Here is a 20403-nt window from a genome sequence, read left to right as displayed (position 1 = left end):
TGTACGACGCGATCCCCCACAGCGACAAGCGATAGCGACGTGTGGTACGCGCAGCTCTCGAGGCCGTCCTCGTGCACGACGCAGACGCGGCGTCCACCTACAGGCACCCAACCCACCGCGTCGACGACGCCGTCCTCCACCGCGAAGAGCAGCGAGCCATATGGCGCGGCGACATCGACGCCGGTATGCCGCCCTTGCAGGAACTGGACGATCATCCCCGCCACCGGACGCACGAACCTGTGTCCGTCCGAAGCGATGCGCTGCAGGCGCGACCGTGACGCGGTGTCCCCGCGCGGCATCGCGGCGGCTGGGTGGATGGTGATGCCGCAGCGGTAGAGCTCGAGCTGTGTCGTCTCGGGCCCGGTGCGGCTCACGCCGGTGAACCACCGGCCGTCAGGACTGAACGTGCGCGCGCCGAAGACGTTCGGCAAGGTCGCGAAGCCGCCGTCCGCAGCGCCGTCCCAGACCCAGAAGCGGTCCCAGCTGTTGCCGGCCGGCATGGTCGGCGACAGGATGCCCAGCAGCAGCCGTCCATCGGACGACCAGCCGTGCACGGGGCCTGGCAGGTTCGCGAGCAGCTCGCTCCTCACGGTCCCGTCGCGATCGCGAAGCGCCACGCGGTCCTGCGAGCGCATGAGCAGCGTCTGGCCGCGCGGCGACCATTCGGTGTAGGTGATGTCGGGCTGGTCGAGCGGAGCCATCGCGCCCGTGGCGGTCACGCCGATGTAGCGCTCCGTCGTTCCGTCCGTCGCGTAGCGCGTGATCGAGAAGCGCTCGCCGTCGGCGCTGAAGTACGCGTCGTCCCGCGGATAGCGCGGCACGAGCTCATTCGCGACACGCGAGACGGTCTGCGTCACGCCCCGGTCCCAGGTGCGGATCTCTTCGGCGTACCAGTAGTAGAGGACGTCGCCGACCCACCGCGCATCGGGGTGCGATACCTCGAGGGTCCCCACGTTCTTGTCGCCCTGGAGGATGTGAAGGTACCCGTCGTTCTTCCAGAACGAGAGGAACGTGCCTGTGCCTGACCACTCCGGTTTGTTCCCCTGACCGATCTCGCGCACCTCGTTGGTGGCCACATCGAGAACGCTGAGCACCGGGTCCTCTTCGTAGCCGGTGTTCGTGAACCGCGAGGGGATGATGATCACGCGCGCGACGGCGAGCCTGGTCGAGTCAGCCGACCACTTCGCGACGACGACCCGATCGAGTTGCGCGGTCGCCACATGACCCGTGCAATCGAGCGGATCGGACGGCTCGGGGATCGACATCCACGCTCGGTCGTCTGGTGGGAGAACATTCGAGGCCTCGCTTGACGGCGTCGGGACCGGCGATCCGCAGGCGATCGAGGCGATAGCCACGAAGACCGCAGTGCCCATCACGAAGCACGCCCATCCCGTCCTCACACTGGCGGAACGCGCTCGCGCATCGCGTGTTGTGTGCGCTTGAGGTGTCTGCATGGACGCAGCGTGACTCTTGGAGCGACGGGCGAACACCCATCTGCAGAGGGGTAATGTCCGCGAATCGTCGTAGGCCTATCGCCGTGATCCGTTACACGGATCGGTCGCCACGCGGTGCGGCCAAGTGATGCGCCACACCCCCCGGCCCGTCCTGCGGCAGGGGTGCATCATGGATTGACCGATGGTCTCGCCTGAGAAGTTCCCCGATCCGGCTACAGACATCGCGCGCGGCGCGGGTGCTGAGGGCGTTGCCGTCCTCGCTGGCGGATGCTTCTGGTGCGTCGAGGCGGTCTACAAACAGCTCGATGGCGTATCCGCGGTCACGTCCGGATACGCCGGTGGCTCTTCCGATTCAGCGGACTACGAGACGGTCTCGAGCGGCCGGACCGATCACGCGGAGGCCGTCGAGGTGCGCTTCGATCCCGGGAAGATGAGCTTCGGACAGATCCTCAAGGTCTTCTTCTCGATCGCGCACGATCCGACGACGCGGGATCGGCAGGGTCCGGATGTCGGGCGGCAGTACCGCTCCGTGATCTTCTACGCCGATGACGAGCAGCGTCGCGTCGCCGAGGAGTACATCAAGCAGCTCGACGCCGCGCACGTCTTCGATCGGCCCATCGTCACCGAGGTCCTGCCCCTCGAGCGCTTCTACGCGGCCGAGGCCTATCACCAGGATTACGCCGAGCGGAATCCGCTGAGCCCGTACATCCTCTTCAATGCGCGCCCGAAGGTGCAGAAGGTCCGCAAGTACTTCGCGGATCGGCTAAAGGTCGGCTAGCACACCGACGTCTCGATGAAGATCGGACTTCAGATCCCCTCATTCAGCTGGCCCGGCGGCGCCAACGAGGTCGGTCCCACCCTCGCGAACGTCGCGCGTACCGCCGACGAGAGCGGTTTCGACCTCATCGGTGTGATGGACCATTTCTTCCAGATCGGATCGCTCGGCCCACCCGAGCTCGAGATGCTCGAGGCCTATACGACGCTCGGCTACCTTGCCGCGAACACGTCGCGCGCGCGGCTCATCACGGTCGTGACGGGTGCGCCCTACCGGTACCCGGGTGTGACCGCGAAGATCGTGACAACACTCGACGTCCTGTCCGGCGGACGCGGAATGCTCGGGATCGGCGCGGGCTGGAACGAATACGAAGCCAAGAGCCTCGGCATACCGTTCCCGCCGGTCGCCAAGCGATTCGATTGGCTCGAGGACACCCTCCGCGTATGTCTGGCGATGTGGAACGGCGACGAGTCACGTCTCGAGGGCAAGAGCTTCGTGTTCGAGCGCCCGCTCAACTCGCCGCAGAGCCTGACCCGGCCGCACCCGCCGATCATGATCGGTGGCATGGGTGAGCAGAAGACGCTTCGTCTGGTCGCGAGGTACGCCGACGCCTGCAACCTGTTCCCGACGCCTCAGGTGGCGCACAAGCTCGACGTGCTGAAGCGTCATTGCGAGCGCGAGAAACGGGATTACGACGACATCGAGAAGACGACGATGTTCGGCTTCGACGTCGGCGAGCGTGGCGAGAACGTGGGGGCGATCGTCGAGCGGCTGCGCGGCCTCGCTCGACTGGGTTTCACGACCGCGATAGGCGGGGTGAGGGACGTCGACAAGATCACTCCGCTCGAGATCATGGCCCGCGAGATCATTCCGGCCGTGGCCGCCTTCTAAGTGCAGGGAGGCTGAGGCAGGCGTAGCGAGGCTCAGCCCAGCTGATAGGCGGATGGAGCGATCTCCGCAGCGATGAGCACGGGCGACAACTGCGGCTTATCCAGCAATGCCTCGCGACACTCTTCGACCGTGCGGACGACGTGTCCGACGATCCCGAAGCCTCTCGCGATGGCCCCGTAGTCGAGCGCTCCGAACGTCGTGCCCGTCACGGGGTAGCCCTTGCGCTCCTGGGCGGCCTTGATCTGCGAGAGCGCATCGTCTGCGAGAACGATGACCGTCACGCCGAGCTTCTGGCGCACCGCGGTCTCGAGCTCGGCCATCAGCATTGCGAACCCGCCGTCGCCGAGGACGCACGCGACCTGGCGATCGCGGTGTGCGAGCTTCAAGCCGAGCGCGGCAGCGAGGCCGTAACCCATCGACGACAGGCCGTTCGACATGAAGAACGTCTTCGGCTGGTACATCGGCAGGCACTGCCCGGTGACCGCTTTGTTGTAGCCAACGTCGCAGGTCACCAGCGCGTCCTCGGGCAACGCGGCGCGCAGTTCGGCGAGCACTTGCTGCGGGGTGAGCCGGTCGCTCGTCGGCGAGACGAACGCGCGGAACGACTCGCGGAAGGAACGCACTTCGTCCTCCGGGCGCGTCGCCTCGGGACCGCCGGCCAGTGAGCGAAGCGCCGCGATGCTCTCGCTCACCGGACCGACGAGCTCGGCCGCGCTGGTGTAGTAGCGGTCGTCGTTGGGGAGCGGCGCGACGTGGATGACATCTGCCTTCGCCGTCCAATCGCGGTCGAATTCGACCGGATCGAAACCGATCATGAGCACGAGGTCGGAGCCGTCAATGTACTCATACAGCTTGGCGGTGCCGAGCATCTCGATCGTTCCCAGGAAGAGCCGGTGGTCCTCCCGGAACGCGCCCTTGGCCTTCGGGCTGACGATGACCGGGATCTTCCACTCTTCTGCGAAGTGGCGCAGCGCGGGAGCGGTCGACTCATCGTTCGCGTCCATCCCGACGAGCATCACCGGACGCTTGGCGCGGGAAAGTAGATTCGCGGCGCGCTGCGCGTGATCGCGGTCGACGATGGCGCTCGTCTGGGGTGTGCTCGGCGGTACGTGCCGAAGCTCCGGGTCGCTCCGGTGCTGCGTGACCACATGCGGCACGTCGCTCGGCACCTCTAAGTACACCGGGCCGCGTCGCGGTCGGACCGTCTCGCGCAGCGCCCGATCGATCACGTCCTCGGCGTTTCCGGCCGTGAGGCGCGCTTGCCATTTCGTGATCGGCGCGAAGAGCGCTCTGAGGTCGAGCTTCTGATGCGTCGTGATCTCGAACCGGTCGGCCGGAAGCTGACCGGTGAGCGCGATGAGCGGTGCGCGATCGAGGTAGGCCTGCGCAACGCCGGTGACGAGATTCGTCGCGCCCGGTCCGAGCGTCGCGACGCAGACGCCGGGAGTACCGCTCAGGCTCGCCATCGCCTCGGCCATGCATGCCGCGGCCGTTTCGTGTCGCGTCAGGACGAACTCGAGGCCCGCCTCGCGGAAGCCCTCGATGAGATCGACGACCTCGCCGCCAGGATGGCCGGCGACGTAGCGCACGCCCGCCGCGCGGAGTCGCTCACCGATCAGGCGCGCGACCGTGAGCTCGGTCAGCTCGAGGTCCGACCGCGCAGCAGGAACCACGCACCGGCCGCGATCAACAGGATCGGCCAGGCCTGCTGGATCACGCGCGCGCCTTCGGCGCCGAACGTGCTCTCAGCGCCGGCGATGACGGTCAGGATCGCGCCGGGGATGAGTGGCCACCAGCGACCCGGCGCGCGCGCGCCCGTGCTGAGAAAGTCGGCGCCGTAGATCGCGAGGAACCCGAGGCCGAGGCCGAGCACGACCGGTTCTCCCTGGACACTCAGATCCTCGAGCAGGATGCCAAGGCCAAGGCCGGTCAGGATCCCCGCCGGGATCAGCAGCCCGTAGCGGCGGGTGCCCGCGAACGCTGTGGCGAACACGAGCCCGATCACGAGGACGATCACGTCGGCGTCGAGGTGAAGGAGCCCAGCAGCGAAGAGCGTCACGCCGACGACGATCAGGATGACCCCCGGTAGCCACCCGCTCATACCGCGCACAGCCAAAGCATCACCTGTCCGGGTGAAACCTCAAGTTGGGCAGACCTCGCTCCCCTGTACGGGGGATGCCGATCGGGGGAGGCGGGCCTACGTTTTCCTCAGGGAAATAGATGGTCACCTGGGAAATGCCCGACGGGACCGAGTTCCGGTACCTGGGTATCGGCGTATCAGACGCTGCCCTCCGAGAATTCGTGCTTCGCTTCATGTCCAGCGAAGGGATGTCCTGGGATGCCTCGACCTGGGACGATCGCCAGCTCGAGGTGGCATTCCTGCAGCGCTTCGGCGAGACGATCAAGGTCCTGCGGCAGAAGTCTTCGGGCCGCACGGTGCTCGTGTTCCAGCCTTTGATGGCCGGGGCGTAGCGCGAACGTATCGCGTGTGATGGTGCGGACGTCCCGCATCGGTAGTCTTTCCGGGTCATGAAGGAACCTCAGGGGTACCGCATCGAGCCGCTCGATCCCGTTAGCGCCTCGCCCGCGCAGGTGCGTGAGGCGGCCGAGCTGTATCAGGCGCAGCAGAGGGAGCGGACACCCGAAGATCCGCCGACGCCGCTCGTCGCGATCGAGCAGCGCCTGCGCGCAGTCGTCCCGGGGCGCTGGCAGGCGTACTTCGTGGCTCGTGCTGCCGACGGTGCGCTCGTCGGCTACGCGGTCGTCGGCCGTTCGCTCAACGAGCCGGAAAACGCGCACCTGCGGTGGACCGAGCTCGTCGTGTTGGCGAAGCATCGGCGCAGGGGCGTCGGTCGGGCTCTGCTGCGCGCGCTCGTCGATGCGGTCGCCGATCAGGGCGACGACGTGGTGCTCATGACGCAGACGACCGACCGCGTTCCGTCTGGATCGGATTTCGCGCGTGCGATCGGCGCCGAGCGAGGTCTCGAGATGAAGACGAATCAACTCGACCTTTCGAAGGTCGACCGCGCGAAGGTCGAAGAGTGGGTAGCCCTCGCGCCAGAGGGTTATCGGCTCGCGCGGATCGATAACACCGTGCCCGCCGAGCTCGTCGCGCCGTACATCGCGGCTTCGAGCGGCATGAATGACGCGCCGCGCGGCGATCTGAAGATCGCCGACTGGAAGCTGACCGAGTCGCAGATCCGCGAACGCGAGTCGTGGTTCAAGCAGACCGGTTCAGAGTGGTGGCTTCTCGTCGCGCTGCATGAGACGACCGGCGAGGGGGCCGGCTTCACCGAGGTCACGTACGACCCGAAGATCTCGCACGTCATCTGGCAGCAGGGCACCGCTGTGCTGGATGCTCACCGCGGGCACCGGCTTGGCATGTGGATGAAGGCCGTGATGCTCAAACGGATCCTCGACGAGCGTCCAAAGGCGCTCTTCATCCGCACCGGGAACGCGAATGCGAACGCCCAGATGCTTTCGATCAACACCCAGCTCGGCTTCGTGCAGGCGTGGTCCGCGTGCCTGTGGCAGATCTCCATCGCCGACGCGCGCAAGGCCGTCGGTCGGGTGCGCGCCGGAGTGACCACCTAACAAGGAAGCCCGCCGCGGTCTGTGCGACACTCGCTCTGACCGCCACGAGTTCGCAGGGGAGGCACGCCATGGCCATCGCCACACGCCGACAGCCGCGCATCCCGCTCGACGAGCTCTGCCGACTACCGTCGTTCTACCTACCGGCCGTGTCGTGGAAGGGCGACCGCGTCGCCTTCTACTGGGACAAGACCGGCCAGATGGAGCTCCACGTCATGGATCTCGCGACGCGGGAGACGCGGCAGATCAGCCACGGTGAGGTGCCGCGCGCGCTGCGTGCCGGATTCGCCTGGGACCGGGCCGACCGCAGCATCGTGTTCGCGAAGGACGCCGGTGGGACCGAGCAGCACGACCTCTACCGCATCGACGTTGCGACCGGTCAGGTGACACAGCTCACGAACGATCCGACGGCCCAGGAGTACGCCGGACAGTTCAGTCCGGACGACAAGTGGCTCACCGTCCTCACGAACAAGCGACACCCGTCCGCTCCCGATCGCCCCGGTCAGCTCAACCTCTGGAAGATGCGCGCCGACGGAACGGACTACGCACCGCTGACCAGCTACGCCTTCCCGGTATTCGGCGGCCAGTGGAGCCCGGACGGGACGCTCATCGCGTACGCGACGAACGAGGACGTCGCCGATCTCAAGAACGCCGACTCATATGTCGTGAACGCCGACGGCACCGGGGCACGCAAGGTCCTTTCCGTCAAGAAGGGCTCGAAGGACACGATCGCCGATTGGCATCCGGACGGGAAGCGTCTCGCGGTGACGAGCGACGCCTCCGGCCAGAACCGCGCGGGCATTCTCGACATCGGGACCGGTCAGGTCCGCTGGCTCGGGAAGGACAATGTCGAGGAGCACGCGATCCGCTTCTCGAAGGACGGCCGGCTTCTCGCCGCGATCCGTAACTTCGAGTCGTCGGTGCGTCCGATCGTCTACGACGTCGAGACCGGCGCGGCGCACGAGCTCACGCTCCCCGACGGCTTCGCGGTCGGCGCGTCGTTCTTCGACGCGGACCGCAAGCTGCTCGTGACCTTCAGCTCCGACGTCACGCGCGCCAGCCTCGTGTCGTACGACCTCGCCACCGACACGTACGAGACCTTGCTCCCCGCGGAATACGGGACGATCGACCGGTCGGTGTTCGTCGAGGCAAAGCACGTCTACTACAAGACGTTCGACGGAAAAAAGATCCCGGCACTCCTGTACGCGCCGCGCGACATCGCCTCGGGCGAGCGCCTGCCGGCGATCGTGCACGTGCATGGCGGTCCGACGGGACAGTGGTTCCGCGGCTTCGACCCGTTCGCGCAGTTCCTCGCGGACCGCGGGCTCGTCGTCATCGAACCGAACATCCGCGGGAGCACGGGATACGGTGTCGACTACCGCGACGCCGCGATCAAGGACTGGGGCGGCGCGGACCTCGAAGACGTTGCGGCGGCCGCCGACTACCTGAAGACGCTGCCGTACGTCGACCCCGACCGCCTCGTCGTCTTCGGCGGGAGCTACGGCGGGTTCATGGCCTTCATCGCCGCGACGAAGAAGCCGGACGTCTGGCGCGCCGCGGTCGCGTGGGTCGGCGTCAGCGACCTGCACCGGCTCTACGAAAAGAGCATGGAGCACTTCAAGTACTACTTCCGCGAGCAGATGGGCGATCCCGAGAAGGATCGTGCGCTGTGGCGCGATCGCAGCGCGATCGAGTTCGCCGACAAGCTGCGTGCCAAGCTGTTGATGGTCCACGGCGTCAACGATCCGCGCTGCCCGGTCGACCAGTCGCGCATCTTCCGTGACCGGCTGCTCGAGCTCGGCCGCAAAGAGGGCGAGGATTTCGAGTACGTCGAGCTCAGCGACGAGGGTCACGGCAGCACGGACATCGCTCAGAAGATCCGGACCTTCAACATCCTGGCCGACTACCTGGGGCGCGTGCTCTAGGCCGGCGCGGCTCGTGTCCGCTCGCGCGCGCGTCGCGCGAGCTGAAGGCCGACGGCCAGCGCGAAAAGCGCAAGCCCTGTGGCGTCTTGCAGCGCGCCGGGCGCGAGGAGCAGAAGGCCGGCGCCGACGAGCAGCCCGCGCTCCGGCCACGTCGTCGGCCGGAAGAGGTATCCGCCCACGCCACTCACCACGGCGACGATGCCGATGATCGCGGAGACCGACGCGATGACCGCCTCCGGCACCGACGCGCCGCGCCATAGGAGCGCGAGGCCGTCCGGCTGCGTGAACATGAACGGCACGAGGAAGCACGGGAGCGCGTACTTCCAGGTCAGCATCATCGTCTTGTACGGGTTCCCGCCGGTGATCGCGGCCGCCGCGAATGGGGACAGCGCGACCGGCGGCGACACCTCGCTCAGGACTGCGTAATAGAAGACGAACATGTGCGCGGCCGGCGGCGGCACGCCGAGGGTCACCAGGGCGGGGATGACGGTCGGCACCGCGACGAGGTAGGTCGCCGTGATCGGCAGCGACAGGCCGAGCACCCACAGCACGATGCCGGCGATCACGAGCGTGAGCACGAGGTTCCCCGCGCCGAGCGTGAGGATGAGGCTCGAGATCTTCAGGCCGAGCCCGGTCTGAAGAAGGACGCCGACCGCGATGCCCGCGACCGCCGTCGTCGCGGCGACCGACAGCACCTGACGGGTGCCGGCGGACAGCGCCGCGACGAGCTTGCGCGGCGTGAGCGAGGTCTCCTTGCGGAGGTACGGCACGACGATCGCGAGGAGGATCGACCAGAAGATCGCGGTGATCGTGCTGAATCCGAGGAGGAGGAACACGATGATCGCGAAGAGCGACGTGTACTGGTACCAGTAGCGCTTCGTCAGCCACCAGAAGCCGGGCGCATCGAGAACGATGGGCTGCGCGCGCAGCCGCCGCGCATCGATCTCGATCATGAGCAGGATGCCGAGGTAGAAGAGGATCGTCGGCATCACGGCCATGATCACGATGTCGAGGTAGCTGATGCGCAGGAGCTCGGCCATGATGAACGCGGCCGGACCGAGGACCGGCGGCGAGATCACCGCACCGATGCCTCCGGCGGACAGGATCGCTCCGGATGACTCGCGGTCGTGCCCGGCCTTCTTCAGCATCGGGTACGCGATCGCCCCGAGCGTGACGGTCGTCGCGACGCCCGATCCCGACACGGTGCCGAGGAGGAATGACGCGACGGTCACAGTGCGCGCCGCGCCGGTCGGCTTGCGGCCCGTCAGCGCGAACGCGAGATCGACGTAGAACTTGCCGGCGCCGGTGTAGTCGAGGATCGCGCCGTAGATCGTGAACAGGATGATGAACGTTGCCGCGACGAGCAGCGGCTGCCCGAGCATCCCTTCCGTGCCGAGGTACTGGTTGGCGACGATGTCGTCGAGATTCTTTGGCGGGCCGCGGAACGGACCGGGCATGAAGTCGGCGAAATACGCGTACGCGATCGCAATAAGGCCAAGCACCGGCAGGTGCCATCCGATCGTGCGACGCGCCGCCTCGAGCACCACGGCGATCGCGACGACTCCGAACGCGAAGTCTGTCGGCGTCGGGCTGTTCGCCCGGTAGATCACCTGCTCGAAGTTGAGCAGTACGTACAACGCGATCGCGACCGATGCGATGGCCGGGATCACATCGAGGATCAGGTTGATGGTCTCGCGGAAGCGATGGTGGGCGGGGTAAAGGATGAAGGTGAGGGTCAGGACCGCGGCGAGAAACAGCATCTCGTAGATCTGCTTCGTCGTGATCGTCTCGCCGAAGACGCTGATGGTGGGCACAAGGACCACGCTCGTGAATGGGATCTCGACGCCGGCCGCCGCGTAATAGAGGGCGAAGAGGGTCGTCGCGACGGAGAGCGCGGTCGCGACGCGCGCCCACCAGCCGGTCAGCGAGCGGGTCTTTGCTTCGCTCTCGAACTCCTCGATGATCTCGCGGTTCTTCTCGTCGCTGACGACCGCCTCAAAGTCCGGCCGGACGACGATCTCGCTCACAAGCGCCCGATCAGCGCGGCCGCGCGCGCGACCTGTATCGGTGTCACGGACACCATCGCATCACCGAACCGGGAGCGGAGCGATATGTCGAAGCCGGCGCCACGAAGGCGTTGCATTCCCTCCGTCGTGATCCGGATGGTGAGGGCCGTGACGTGGTTCGGCGGAGCTTCCTGCACGAACTCATCGCCTTCGCGCCGGATCGGGCCATCCCAGCGGAAGTATTCCACGGCCCGCAGGTCACGCGACCGAACGCGGACGATGCGTAACGTGTCGCCTTCGCGAGCGTGCTCCTCGATCACCGGGACCTGATAGATGGACTGCTGATAGGAGTACTCGTAACGCTCGCCGTCGGCGAGCGCGTAGACGTGGCCACCGGGGTCGACGCGGAGAACGGCGACGGGGGTGGCCAAAACCACCCCCGTCAGCGCGACGATCACGGTGCCGAGGGCGATCGCCCTCATCCGGCTACGGCTTCCACACACCTTTGGCCTTATAGAAGTCGATGGCTCCGGCGTGGAAGTCGATCGACGAGCCTTGCGTCGCGGTCTCGAGCTTCAGATTCTTCGCCTCGGGGTGGACGAGCACGAGATCCGCCTGATTGTCGAACATCGCGGTGAGGATCGCTTTCACGAACGCCGCGTCGAACGACGACGGCACGACCAGCAGGTTCGCGACACCGGCGGTCACGACGTCCGCGTCGTTCTTGTACGTCCCCTTTGGGATCTTCGCCGCGAAGTAGAAGTTGCCATACTTGGCGTTCATCTTCGCGATCGCGTCGGACTGGTCGATCAGCTTGATCGGCGTGGAGTTGGCGAGGTCGGCGACCGCGCTCGTCGGAAGACCTCCGTCGAAGAAGAACGCGTCTACTTTGTTATCGCGGACCGCGTCGGCGGAGTCCTGCGCGGCAAGCCGCTGTGGCTGGATGTCCGTCGTCGCGTTCAGTCCATACGCCTCGAGGATCCGGATCGCTTTGGTCTCGGTACCCGAGCCCGCCGCGCCGATGGATACCCGCTTGCCCTTGAGGTCCACGACCGTGTTGATGCCGGCGCTCGCCTTTGCGACGAGGTGCATGTAGTTCGAGTACATGACCGCGATCGCCTTCGCGTCGACCTTGGCCTCCGGCGGCGCGAAGCGATTCTTCCCATTGATCGCGTCGAATGCGGTGTCGGCGAGCGTGAAGGCGAGGTCCGCCTTCCCGTCGCGGATGAGCTTCATGTTGTCGACGGACGCAGGCGTCGATTGCGCGCTGGCCGCGACCTTCATCTTCTTCGTCAGCATGTCGGCGAGACCTGCGCCGTAGACGATGTACACGCCGCCGGTGCCGCCGGTCACGATGTTCAGCGTCCGGCCGGCGAAGTCCGGTGTGGCCGAAGCCGCGGCCGTCCCGGCCGCGGTACCCGGTACAGTCTGCGTTGGAGCGCCTTGTCGTGGCGCCGCGCACGCCGCGGCGACGAGAAGCAGCGCCCCAAGCGGTGCAAGTGCAGGTGAACGTCCCATCTCTCAGCCTCCCAGTGCGCGGCAGTCTAGGAGGTGCGCGGCCGCTGCAGCCGGCGCGCGCGGCGATCCTCGGCGGCCCTCATTCGCCGGCGCTCGTCGTCCGTCTCGGCGAGCAGGGGAGGAAGCGCGACCGGCCGGCCGTGCTCGTCGGTGGAGACGAACACGAGATAGGCGGACGCGACGTGGGCGGCCTTCCCGGTCAGCAGGTCCTCGGAGTCGACGCGCACGCCGACCTCCATGCTCGAGCGGCCGACGTGGTTCACGGAGGCCGACGCCGTGACGAGATGACCGACATACACGGGCGCCAGGAATGAGAGCTCGTCGATGCGCGCCGTGACGACCCGCGCGCGTGCATGCCGCGTCGCCGCGGCGCCGGCGCAGGCGTCGATCAGCTTCATGATCTCGCCGCCGTGCACGTTCCCGTACGGGTTCGCGTCGGACGGCAGCATCGTGCGCGACATGATCGTCTTCGAGGCCGAGACTGGCTTCGGTTCAGGCATGCGAGCGAATCCTAGAGAGTCGCGCGCACCTAAACTCCAGGCGTGTCCGTCCTATCGCGTGAAGAGCTGCGCGCGGCGCTCGCGGCGGATCCTCCGCTCGTCGAGGGGCTCGATCTGCAGGTGCAGCCCAACGGCATCGATCTTCGCGTGGACCGCGTCCAGCGGCTGACGTCACCGGGCCTCCTCGGCGAGGCCGACAACGTGCGCGAGCCCGCCGCTCGGGAGGACGTGCAGGCCGACAAGGACGGCTGGTGGGACCTGCACCGCGGTGCCTACGTCATCACCTATCAGGAGAAGGTGAATCTGCCGACCGACATCATGGCTCTCGCGCGGCCGCGCTCGACGCTCCTCCGATCCGGCGTCGCGATCCACGCCGCGGTGTGGGACGCCGGGTATTCCGGACGCGGCGAGGGTCTCCTCTCGGTCCTGAACGCGCGCGGCTACCGGCTTCAGCGTGGGGCGCGCGTTCTGCAGCTCGTGTTCTTCCGTCTCTCGTCGCCGGCCGGTGAGGGATACAAGGGCCGCTACCACGGGGAGAACGCGTGATGCCCGGTCCTTCCATCCGGATGGAGCCGAACGGTCCCTACATCGTGACCGGCCCGATCACGATCGCCGATGCCGACGGCAACGAGATCCACGTCCTCGAGGGACGCACGGTGAAACTCTGCCGCTGCGGCCATTCGGGCACCAAGCCCTACTGCGACGACACGCACCGGCGAGTCGACTTCGTGTCGCGACCATCCTTCCTCCCGAGCCCGCCAGCGAGCGCTAGGTATCAGTTCTTGAATATGCCTTGACAGGTATATTCCTCTAGAGGTATGTTCGGCGTGTGAACGCCACGCTGACAGCCCTCGCAGAACCGAATCGCCTGCGCATCGTCGAGCTCCTTCGCGACCGGCCGCGCCCGGTGGGGGAGATCGCCAAGCGCCTCCGGCTACGTCAACCGCAAGTGTCGAAGCACCTCCGCGTGCTCAGCGACGCCGGTCTGGTCGACGTGCGCCCGGTCGCGCAGCAGCGCATCTATGAGCTGCGGTCCGAGCCGTTCGATGAGCTCGACACGTGGCTCGAGACGTTCAGGCGCTCGATGACAGACCGCATGGATCGGTTGGAGGAGCTCGTCAGCGAGCGGAAGGCTAAGAAAGAGCGGGAGAGAGATCATGGCCACTAAGACAAAGTACGAGACCACGCTCACCCTGCCGTCAGATAAAGAGATCCTCATGACCAAGAAGTTCGAAGCACCGCGCGAGGTCGTGTGGGAAGCGATCACGGATCCGGACCTCATCCCCAAGTGGTGGGGCTTCGCCCGGGACAAGACCGAGGTCAAGAAGATGGACGTGCGCAAGGGCGGCAAGTGGCAATTCATCACGCAGACGTCCGGCGGCGAAGTCGTCGACTTCCACGGCACGTACCGCGAGGTCGTGGCCCCCGAAAAGCTCGTCTACAGCTTCCTCTTCGGGGACATGCCGGAGGGAGACGGGTTCGTGGAGATCACGCTCGTCGAGAAGGACGGCGTTACCGAACTTCGGGATCGCGGTGTCTTCAACTCCAAGGAAGAGCGCGACGCTGTGATCGCGACTGGTATGGAGTCCGGCGCACGCGAGACCTACGAGCGCCTCTCGGAGCTCGTCGCGACCCTTATCGCCTAACGCGTCATCGCTCGAGGCTCGGCAGATCGCTCGAGGCTCGGCAGATCGATCGGGGACTTCTCCGCGAACTGCCGAGCCTCGCGACCTAGCCACGTCTCGGCATACGAATGATTCGGTGCCATAGCGGCTCTCGAATGTCAGCCGACAGCTGTGTCTTGAATGGACCTAGTCCACCGGGGTCGAGTGTCTCCTCCCACGGGCAGGGCTCGAAGCCGGTGAACACAGCGAACGCACCGCGGTATCGCCCTCGATCCACTTGATCAACACGTCGATGAGTTTGTAGAAGCGCTCAGGCCCCAGATAGAGCGCGTCCGCGGCAACGTCGGGAGCGATTCGACCTCCATCGTGTCCCGCCCCGTGTAGTTCAACGGACTGGTGCTTCGGGATGTTGACGCGGACGCGGAAGTGCTTCTCGGCGTGGGCTGTGGCGACGTTGAGCGCGTCATTGAAGTACGCCTTGAACTCTTCACGGTTGACCTGCCTGGCCAATGTCAGACGCTCGGCAGGTCGATCCCGCTGCGCTTGGCGAAGTCGAGCGCCTCGTCGTACCCGGCGTCGGCGTGACGCATCACACCCGTGCCGGGGTCGGTCGTGAGGACACGGCGAAGCTTCTCGCGGCCCAGCGCGGTGCCATCCGCGACGGCGACCATCCCTGCGTGGATCGAGTTGCCGATGCCAACACCACCACCGTGATGCACCGACACCCACGTCGCACCCGCCGCTGTGTTCACGAGCGCGTTCAGGATCGGCCAGTCTGCGATCGCGTCACTGCCGTCCTTCATTCCCTCGGTCTCGCGGAAGGGCGATGCGACCGAGCCCGAGTCGAGGTGGTCGCGCCCGATGACGATCGGCGCCTTGATCTCGCCGCTTGCGACGAGCTCGTCGATGCGCTCCCCGAACAGCGCGCGCTCCCCATACCCGAGCCAGCACACGCGCGCCGGGAGGCCCTGGAATGGCACGCGGTCCTGCGCGAGGCGGATCCACCGCGCGAGCGTCTCGTTCTCTGGGAAGAGCTCGAGTACGAGGCGGTCGGTGCAGTGAATGTCGGCCGTATCGCCCGAGAGCGCGACCCAACGGAACGGCCCGCGGCCTTCCGCGAACAGCGGACGGATGTACTCGGGGACGAAGCCGGGATAGCTGAACGCGTCGGCGAAGCCCGCCTCCTTCGCCTCACCGCGCAGGTTGTTCCCGTAGTCGAATGCGACGGCGCCGCGCTTCGCCAGCGAAACGATCGCCTCGCAGTGCCGCGCCATCGACTCGCGCGATCTGCGGACGTAGCTCTGCGGCTCGCGCGCGCGCAGACCGGCAAGGTCCTCGACGCCTGCGGGAACGTAGCCGTCCAGCGGATCGTGTGCGCTGGTCTGATCGGTGACGACGTCGACGCGCACGCCACGGCGCGCGAGCTCGGGCAGCACGTCCGCTGCGTTGGCGACGAGCCCGATGCTGCGTGGCGTCCGGTCGCGCAGCGATCGTTGCGCGATCTGCAGCGCGTCGTCGAGCGTCGGCGCGATCTCGTCGAGGAAGCCCTGCCGGCGTCGCCGTTCGGCGTTCGCGTGATCGACCTCGACGATGAGACCGACACCTTCGTTCATCGTGATTGCGAGCGGCTGCGCGCCACCCATGCCGCCGAGCCCGGCGGTGACGACAAGTCGGCCGGCGAGCGTGCCGCCGAAGTGCTTGCGCGCGACCGCGGCGAACGTCTCGTACGTTCCCTGCAGGATCCCCTGTGTACCGATGTAGATCCAGGAGCCTGCGGTCATCTGCCCGTACATCGTCAGGCCCGCTGCCTCGAGCTCGCGGAACTTCTCCCACGTCGCCCACTTCGGCACGAGGAGCGCGTTCGCGATGAGCACGCGCGGCGCCCACTCATGCGTGCGGAACACACCGACGGGCTTGCCCGATTGCACGAGCAGCGTCTCGTCGTTCTTGAGGCGGCGCAGCGTCGAGAGGATGCGGTCGAACGCCTCCCACGACCGCGCCGCGCGGCCGGTGCCGCCGTACACGATGAGCTCGTCGGGATGCTCCGCGACCTCGGGGTCGAGGTTGTTCTGGATCATCCGGAACGCGGCCTCTTGCGGCCAGTCGCGGCACGTCAGCGCGGTGCCGCGGGGGGCGCGGACGGCGCGCGCCGTAACGGTCATGACGTCGATTGTCCACCCAAGCCGTGCCGGTCGAGGAATCCCTGCACCGCGGCGTTCCAGGCTGGCGCGGCCTCGCGCGGCGCGGCGTGATGCGCGCCGGGCAGGATCACGAACTCCGCACCGGGGATCCACGACGCCCATTCGCGCGATCCTTCGATCGTCGAGCGCGGCTCGCGCTCGCCCACGATGACGAGCGTCGGCACTTTGATCTTCGCGAGGTCGGCTTTTCGGGGCCGCTGATCCCAGTCGCGCAGGACCGCGATGGCTCGCGCGATGTCATCGGGAGTGCGGCCGAGGCCGGTGCCGGTCGTCGCGATCATCCGTCCGAGCGGCGACGCGGCGAAGACGGGATCGGTCGTTGGCGGCTCGCTGCCGCCCGCGGTGTCCGCGGGCTGTCGCGCGATGACCGGATGACCGGCGCGCGCGTCGGTCACCTGTCGCTCGAGCCAGGCGCGTCCGATGTCGTCGAGGTAGGGGACTGTGTGACCGATGACGAGCGCGAGCGCCCGCTCCGGGTGGTCGACGGCGAACTGCGCGGTGATCACACCGCCGAGCGACGAACCTCCGACGATCGCGCGCTCGATCGCGAGGGCATCCAGGAATCTCACGAGGTCGCCGGCGAGGTCCGCGGCGCTCCAGTCGCCTTCCGGGCTCGACGAGCGCCCCGTCCCGCGGCGGTCGTAGACCAGGACCCGATAGCGCTGCGAGAGGACCGGCGCCTGTCCGAACAACCAGGGCGTGTGGTCGTGGGCCTGAAGCACCAGCGGCGTGCCCTCGCCGAGCGACTCGTAGTAGAGCTCGACGTCCCCAGCCATGACTCGCGGCATCGGCGCATCATCTTATGAGCGCGGGAGGGACGGATGCCGGTCGAGCTGCAGATCGCGTTGGCGTTGATCTCGACGAGCACGGTGGTCGGCGGATTCGTCTTCGCCGCGTACCAGTTCATCGCTTTCGTGCGTCAGCGGCGCCAGGAAACGGCGCTGACCCTCATGAAGACCACGCAGCCGCCTGAGCTCTTCTCTCGCTCGGTCCGGAAGATCTTCGAGCTTCCGGATTCCGCGCCGGCGGAGGCGATCCACGCGCTCGGGCCCGAGCTCGAGCAGGCGCTCATCGAGACATTCGTGAAGTTCGAGAACCTCGGCTACCTCGTGTACTCGCGCGCGATCCCGCTGCACATGGCGGACGACCTCATCGGCGGGATGGTCCGGCTCACGTGGCGGAAGTGCGGCGGATACATCGGTCAGTTCCGTGCGGTCACTCCGACGGCTTTCGAATGGTTCGAATGGCTCTACGACCGCATGGAGCAGTACCCGGCCGCTCCTGACACGAGCACTGGCGCGCACGTCTCGCGAAGGGCCTGGAAGCCTTAGGTCGACCGACGAAGTCTCGTCTCCTCGGGCGGGTGAACCCCACGGAACGTCGCGTAGATGAGGCCGTCGTAGAGGATCTTCAGCCCGGCGGCGACGAAGAAGGGCAGACCGAGTGCCCCGGCAGAGAACGCCATGCCCACGAACGCGGGCGAGATCGCCGCAGCGGTCGTTCGGGCGACGTTGGTGATGCCGGCCGTCGCGGTGCGCTCCTCGGGATCGACGATCGCCATCGTGTATGACTGCCGCGTCGGCACGTCCATCTGAGAGATGCTCATGCGTGCGAGGAAGACCGCGACCGCAAGCCCGGCCGAAGGCATGAGCGGCACCAGGAGGAGGAGGACGCTCGATGGGATGTGCGTGAAGACCATCGTGTTCAGCAGTCCGATCCGCTGCGCGAGCCGGCCTGCCGCCAGGAGCGACAGCCCCGAGAGGACATTCACCCAGAAGAAGACGGAAGCGAGCGCTTCCGGCGATAGGCCCCACTTCAGGTGGAACCAGAACGCCACGAGCGAAAGCACGACGAAGCCGCCGGCGAACGCGTCGAGGCCGAACAGCGCCGACAGTTTGGCCACGGTCCCGCCCGAGCGGCGGATGCCAAGAAAGCGCCGCTCGCCCTCGACCTTCGCGAGCTCGACTCGGTCGGACAGCGTCACGAAGATCGCGAGGTTGATGAGGCCGATGAGGGCATAAACGACGAAGAACGGCCGGTACGCGTCGGCACCCTGGAGCCCGAGCGAGGCGAAGAGGCCCACGGTCACCGCGGCAAACGAGCCGAAGGCCGCAGCGAAGTTCGCGACGGTGTTGTAGATCGCGAACAGCCACGTGCGGCGCTCGTCGGGCGCTGTCTGCGGGAGGATCGCCTGCTCGACCGTCTGGAAGATCCCGACCTCGGAGCTCGTCGCGCTGATCGTGCCGGTGAACGCGCCAATCAGGAGGGGCACGAAGGTGCCGCCAAAAGCAAACAGCAGACCTCCGACCGCCATGAGCCCGGCCATCGTCGCAACGGTCCGGCGGCGGCCGATCCGATCGGCGACGAGCGACCAGAACACCGTCATGAGGGCCGACCCGGCGATCGCGGCAGCGAGGATGAAGCCGATCTCCGTCGGATCCATGCCCAGCGCATCGAGGTAGAGGCCGAGAATGACCGTGAGGTACCCGTATGCGAACGTTCGAAGGACTCGCGTGACGAGCAGCTTCTTGCCGTCGACGCTCAACCAGTTCAGCATGAAAGAATGGCCACAGTAACCCGGCAGCGCGCCGAGCTCAGCAGCGCCGAGGTCCGCGATCTTCGTGACCGCTTCGTCCCGCGAGGCCTCCACGTCGGGACCTCCGTCGTGGTCGCATCGGCCCAGGGAGCGGAGGTCTTCGACCCAGAAGGCAAGCGGTACATCGACTTCGTCGCCGGGATCGGCGCGCTGAATCTGGGGCACCAGCATCCCGAGATCGTCGCGGCGGTCCGCGCTCAGCTCGATCGGTATGCCCATGTGGCCGCCCAAGTCGTCACATACGAGCCGTACGTGCGCCTCGCTCAGGAGCTCGATCGCATCTATCCGCGCGCCGAAGGCTCGACGGTCGCGACGAAGAGCATCTTCGCCAACAGCGGAGCGGAGGCCGTCGAGAACGCGATCAAGATCGCGCGCGTTGCCACGGGCCGCGAGTGGATCGTCGCGTTCCAGAACTCGTTCCACGGCCGGACCTATACGGCCATGACAGCGACGGGAAAAACGAAGAGCTCACGGATGCCATTCATGCGTTCCACGTCGCCGAACATCGCGCACCTTCCGTATCCGTATCCATATCGCCCGATCGCGAACGTCGGCGAAGAGGAGCTGGCCGAGCTACACGTCCGCCTCTTCGAGCAGGCTCTCGAGACGAACCTCTCGCCCGAGCACGTCGCCGCGGTCATCCTCGAGCCGATCCAGGGCGAGGGAGGCTTCGTCGTGCCGCCGGCGCGCTTCCTCAAGCGGATCTCGGCGATCTGCCGACGCCACGACATCGTCTTCATCGTCGACGAGATCCAGACCGGTATGGCGCGGACCGGTCGCATGTTCGCGATCGAGCACGCCGGCGTGACCCCCGACCTCGTCGTCACGTCCAAGTCGCTCGGCGCTGGTTTCCCTATCGGCGCTGTCACCGGACGAGCGGAGCTGTTTGACGCGATGCCGTCTGCCTCGTTCGGGAGCACCTTCGGCGGTCATCCCATCGCGTGTGCTGCGGCGCTGAAGACCATCGAGATCATCGAGCGCGACGGACTCGCGGCACGTGCCGCGGCCATCGGCGTCACGCTGCGCCGGCGATTCGACGCCATCGCGGCTCGTGCCGCGAGCGTCGGGGATGTGCGCGGCATCGGCGCGATGCAGGCGATCGAGCTCGTCCGCGACCGCGACACCAAGAAGCCAGCACCCGAGCTGGTCGAGTCGACGATCAAGCGCGCGGGCGAACGCGGCCTCCTTCTTCTGCGCGCGGGTCTTTACAGCAACGTCATTCGAACGCTTGTCCCGCTGACGATCGCTGATGCACAGCTCGAGGAAGGTTTGGACATCCTTGAGGGATCGCTTGTTGGCTGATCGCGGCCCGCTCTACTAA

Annotated in this window: 22 protein-coding genes; 11 read left to right on the top strand and 11 right to left on the bottom strand. The window is 66.8% G+C overall.

Features of this window, described 5'->3' with window-relative positions:
* The coding region (locus VI056_05205; GenBank protein HEY6202421.1) for a M23 family metallopeptidase at nt 1-1373 on the bottom strand (1373 nt) is incomplete at its 3' end.
* Between the two features lie 262 nt (nt 1374-1635).
* Here VI056_05205 and msrA point away from each other — a divergent pair.
* Nucleotides 1636-2232 (top strand): peptide-methionine (S)-S-oxide reductase MsrA, encoded by a 597-nt coding sequence (msrA, locus tag VI056_05200; protein HEY6202420.1) that lies wholly within the window; start codon nt 1636-1638, stop codon nt 2230-2232.
* A 15-nt stretch (nt 2233-2247) separates the two neighbouring features.
* Entirely contained in the window at nt 2248-3120 is an 873-nt protein-coding gene (locus tag VI056_05195) for an LLM class F420-dependent oxidoreductase (protein ID HEY6202419.1), read from the top strand.
* A gap of 32 nt (nt 3121-3152) precedes the next feature.
* Here the strand turns inward: VI056_05195 and VI056_05190 are convergent, their stop codons facing one another.
* Nucleotides 3153-4793 carry a thiamine pyrophosphate-binding protein gene (locus VI056_05190; protein ID HEY6202418.1) on the bottom strand — a complete coding sequence of 547 codons (1641 nt, stop codon included), beginning with the start codon at nt 4791-4793 and terminating at the stop codon, nt 3153-3155.
* Nucleotides 4760-5230, bottom strand: coding sequence for a hypothetical protein (locus VI056_05185; GenBank protein HEY6202417.1), 471 nt, complete (start codon nt 5228-5230; stop codon nt 4760-4762). The genes VI056_05190 and VI056_05185 overlap by 34 nt, the downstream gene beginning before the upstream one ends.
* Nucleotides 5231-5340: 110 nt before the next feature.
* Here VI056_05185 and VI056_05180 point away from each other — a divergent pair, with 110 nt between their 5' ends.
* The 3 genes from VI056_05180 to VI056_05170 all read left to right on the top strand — a co-directional run bounded on the left by VI056_05180 (nt 5341) and on the right by VI056_05170 (nt 8636).
* Entirely contained in the window at nt 5341-5592 is a 252-nt protein-coding gene (locus VI056_05180) for a hypothetical protein (protein HEY6202416.1), read from the top strand.
* Nucleotides 5593-5649: 57 nt separating this feature from the next.
* Nucleotides 5650-6714, top strand: a complete 1065-nt coding sequence (locus VI056_05175; protein HEY6202415.1) for a GNAT family N-acetyltransferase — start codon at nt 5650-5652, stop codon at nt 6712-6714.
* Nucleotides 6715-6782: 68 nt separating this feature from the next.
* The gene (locus VI056_05170; protein ID HEY6202414.1) at nt 6783-8636 is read left to right on the top strand and encodes a S9 family peptidase; all 1854 of its coding nucleotides are present in this window, start codon (nt 6783-6785) and stop codon (nt 8634-8636) included.
* Here the strand turns inward: VI056_05170 and VI056_05165 are convergent.
* From VI056_05165 to VI056_05150, 4 genes are read right to left on the bottom strand one after another with little or no spacing between them, the layout of a single operon-like run.
* Complete coding sequence (locus tag VI056_05165; protein HEY6202413.1) at nt 8633-10663, bottom strand: TRAP transporter fused permease subunit; 2031 nt, start codon at nt 10661-10663, stop codon at nt 8633-8635. The two genes, VI056_05170 and VI056_05165, sit on opposite strands and share 4 nt — an antisense overlap.
* Complete coding sequence (locus VI056_05160; GenBank protein ID HEY6202412.1) at nt 10660-11124, bottom strand: hypothetical protein; 465 nt, start codon at nt 11122-11124, stop codon at nt 10660-10662. The genes VI056_05165 and VI056_05160 overlap by 4 nt, the downstream gene beginning before the upstream one ends.
* 4 nt (nt 11125-11128) lie before the next feature.
* Nucleotides 11129-12160 (bottom strand): TAXI family TRAP transporter solute-binding subunit, encoded by a 1032-nt coding sequence (locus tag VI056_05155; protein ID HEY6202411.1) that lies wholly within the window; start codon nt 12158-12160, stop codon nt 11129-11131.
* Nucleotides 12161-12186: 26 nt separating this feature from the next.
* Complete coding sequence (locus VI056_05150) at nt 12187-12660, bottom strand: acyl-CoA thioesterase (GenBank protein HEY6202410.1); 474 nt, start codon at nt 12658-12660, stop codon at nt 12187-12189.
* Nucleotides 12661-12702: 42 nt separating this feature from the next.
* On the opposite strand from VI056_05150, the gene VI056_05145 reads away from it, so the two are divergent.
* The 4 genes from VI056_05145 to VI056_05130 are packed head-to-tail and all read left to right on the top strand — an operon-like array spanning nt 12703 to nt 14306.
* Entirely contained in the window at nt 12703-13206 is a 504-nt protein-coding gene (locus tag VI056_05145) for a deoxyuridine 5'-triphosphate nucleotidohydrolase (GenBank protein ID HEY6202409.1), read from the top strand.
* On the top strand, nt 13206-13457 hold the full coding sequence (locus VI056_05140) for a CDGSH iron-sulfur domain-containing protein (GenBank protein HEY6202408.1): 252 nt from the start codon (nt 13206-13208) through the stop codon (nt 13455-13457). Before VI056_05145 ends, VI056_05140 begins: the two co-directional genes overlap by 1 nt.
* A 32-nt stretch (nt 13458-13489) precedes the next feature.
* Complete coding sequence (locus tag VI056_05135) at nt 13490-13828, top strand: metalloregulator ArsR/SmtB family transcription factor (protein ID HEY6202407.1); 339 nt, start codon at nt 13490-13492, stop codon at nt 13826-13828.
* The gene (locus tag VI056_05130) at nt 13818-14306 is read left to right on the top strand and encodes an SRPBCC family protein (protein ID HEY6202406.1); all 489 of its coding nucleotides are present in this window, start codon (nt 13818-13820) and stop codon (nt 14304-14306) included. The genes VI056_05135 and VI056_05130 overlap by 11 nt, the downstream gene beginning before the upstream one ends.
* A 165-nt stretch (nt 14307-14471) precedes the next feature.
* Here the strand turns inward: VI056_05130 and VI056_05125 are convergent, their stop codons facing one another.
* From VI056_05125 to VI056_05115, 3 genes are read right to left on the bottom strand one after another with little or no spacing between them, the layout of a single operon-like run.
* Nucleotides 14472-14795 carry a hypothetical protein gene (locus VI056_05125; protein HEY6202405.1) on the bottom strand — a complete coding sequence of 108 codons (324 nt, stop codon included), beginning with the start codon at nt 14793-14795 and terminating at the stop codon, nt 14472-14474.
* Nucleotides 14796-14797: 2 nt separating this feature from the next.
* The gene (gene hutU / locus VI056_05120) at nt 14798-16447 is read right to left on the bottom strand and encodes a urocanate hydratase (protein ID HEY6202404.1); all 1650 of its coding nucleotides are present in this window, start codon (nt 16445-16447) and stop codon (nt 14798-14800) included.
* A complete protein-coding gene (locus tag VI056_05115) occupies nt 16444-17274 on the bottom strand; it encodes an alpha/beta fold hydrolase (GenBank protein ID HEY6202403.1) in 831 nt (276 codons plus the stop codon). Before VI056_05115 ends, hutU begins: the two co-directional genes overlap by 4 nt.
* Before the next feature lie 33 nt (nt 17275-17307).
* On the opposite strand from VI056_05115, the gene VI056_05110 reads away from it, so the two are divergent.
* The gene (locus VI056_05110; protein HEY6202402.1) at nt 17308-17817 is read left to right on the top strand and encodes a hypothetical protein; all 510 of its coding nucleotides are present in this window, start codon (nt 17308-17310) and stop codon (nt 17815-17817) included.
* Here the strand turns inward: VI056_05110 and VI056_05105 are convergent.
* Nucleotides 17814-19031, bottom strand: a complete 1218-nt coding sequence (locus VI056_05105) for an MFS transporter (protein ID HEY6202401.1) — start codon at nt 19029-19031, stop codon at nt 17814-17816. The two genes, VI056_05110 and VI056_05105, sit on opposite strands and share 4 nt — an antisense overlap.
* An 18-nt stretch (nt 19032-19049) precedes the next feature.
* Here VI056_05105 and VI056_05100 point away from each other — a divergent pair, with 18 nt between their 5' ends.
* Nucleotides 19050-20384: an aspartate aminotransferase family protein gene (locus tag VI056_05100; GenBank protein HEY6202400.1), complete on the top strand. Its 1335-nt coding sequence runs from the start codon at nt 19050-19052 to the stop codon at nt 20382-20384.
* Nucleotides 20385-20403 lie beyond the last annotated feature (19 nt).

Source organism: Candidatus Limnocylindria bacterium (assembly GCA_036523395.1).
Lineage (GTDB): Bacteria > Chloroflexota > Limnocylindria > P2-11E > P2-11E > CF-39.
Note: the sequence above shows the minus strand (reverse complement) of the source record. Positions and strands in the feature narration are given on the sequence as shown.

Bases quoted from the DNA above. Each gene is read 5' to 3' on its own strand.
- VI056_05170 (HEY6202414.1), top strand. From the start codon at position 6,783: ATGGCCATCGCCACACGCCGACAGCCGCGCATCCCGCTCGACGAGCTC.
- VI056_05155 (HEY6202411.1), bottom strand. From the start codon at position 12,160: ATGGGACGTTCACCTGCACTTGCACCGCTTGGGGCGCTGCTTCTCGTC.
- VI056_05160 (HEY6202412.1), bottom strand. From the start codon at position 11,124: ATGAGGGCGATCGCCCTCGGCACCGTGATCGTCGCGCTGACGGGGGTG.
- VI056_05100 (HEY6202400.1), top strand. From the start codon at position 19,050: ATGGCCACAGTAACCCGGCAGCGCGCCGAGCTCAGCAGCGCCGAGGTC.
- VI056_05110 (HEY6202402.1), top strand. From the start codon at position 17,308: ATGCCGGTCGAGCTGCAGATCGCGTTGGCGTTGATCTCGACGAGCACG.
- VI056_05150 (HEY6202410.1), bottom strand. From the start codon at position 12,660: ATGCCTGAACCGAAGCCAGTCTCGGCCTCGAAGACGATCATGTCGCGC.
- VI056_05175 (HEY6202415.1), top strand. From the start codon at position 5,650: ATGAAGGAACCTCAGGGGTACCGCATCGAGCCGCTCGATCCCGTTAGC.
- hutU (HEY6202404.1), bottom strand. From the start codon at position 16,447: ATGACCGTTACGGCGCGCGCCGTCCGCGCCCCCCGCGGCACCGCGCTG.
- VI056_05130 (HEY6202406.1), top strand. From the start codon at position 13,818: ATGGCCACTAAGACAAAGTACGAGACCACGCTCACCCTGCCGTCAGAT.
- msrA (HEY6202420.1), top strand. From the start codon at position 1,636: ATGGTCTCGCCTGAGAAGTTCCCCGATCCGGCTACAGACATCGCGCGC.
- VI056_05115 (HEY6202403.1), bottom strand. From the start codon at position 17,274: ATGCCGCGAGTCATGGCTGGGGACGTCGAGCTCTACTACGAGTCGCTC.
- VI056_05140 (HEY6202408.1), top strand. From the start codon at position 13,206: ATGCCCGGTCCTTCCATCCGGATGGAGCCGAACGGTCCCTACATCGTG.
- VI056_05195 (HEY6202419.1), top strand. From the start codon at position 2,248: ATGAAGATCGGACTTCAGATCCCCTCATTCAGCTGGCCCGGCGGCGCC.
- VI056_05180 (HEY6202416.1), top strand. From the start codon at position 5,341: ATGGTCACCTGGGAAATGCCCGACGGGACCGAGTTCCGGTACCTGGGT.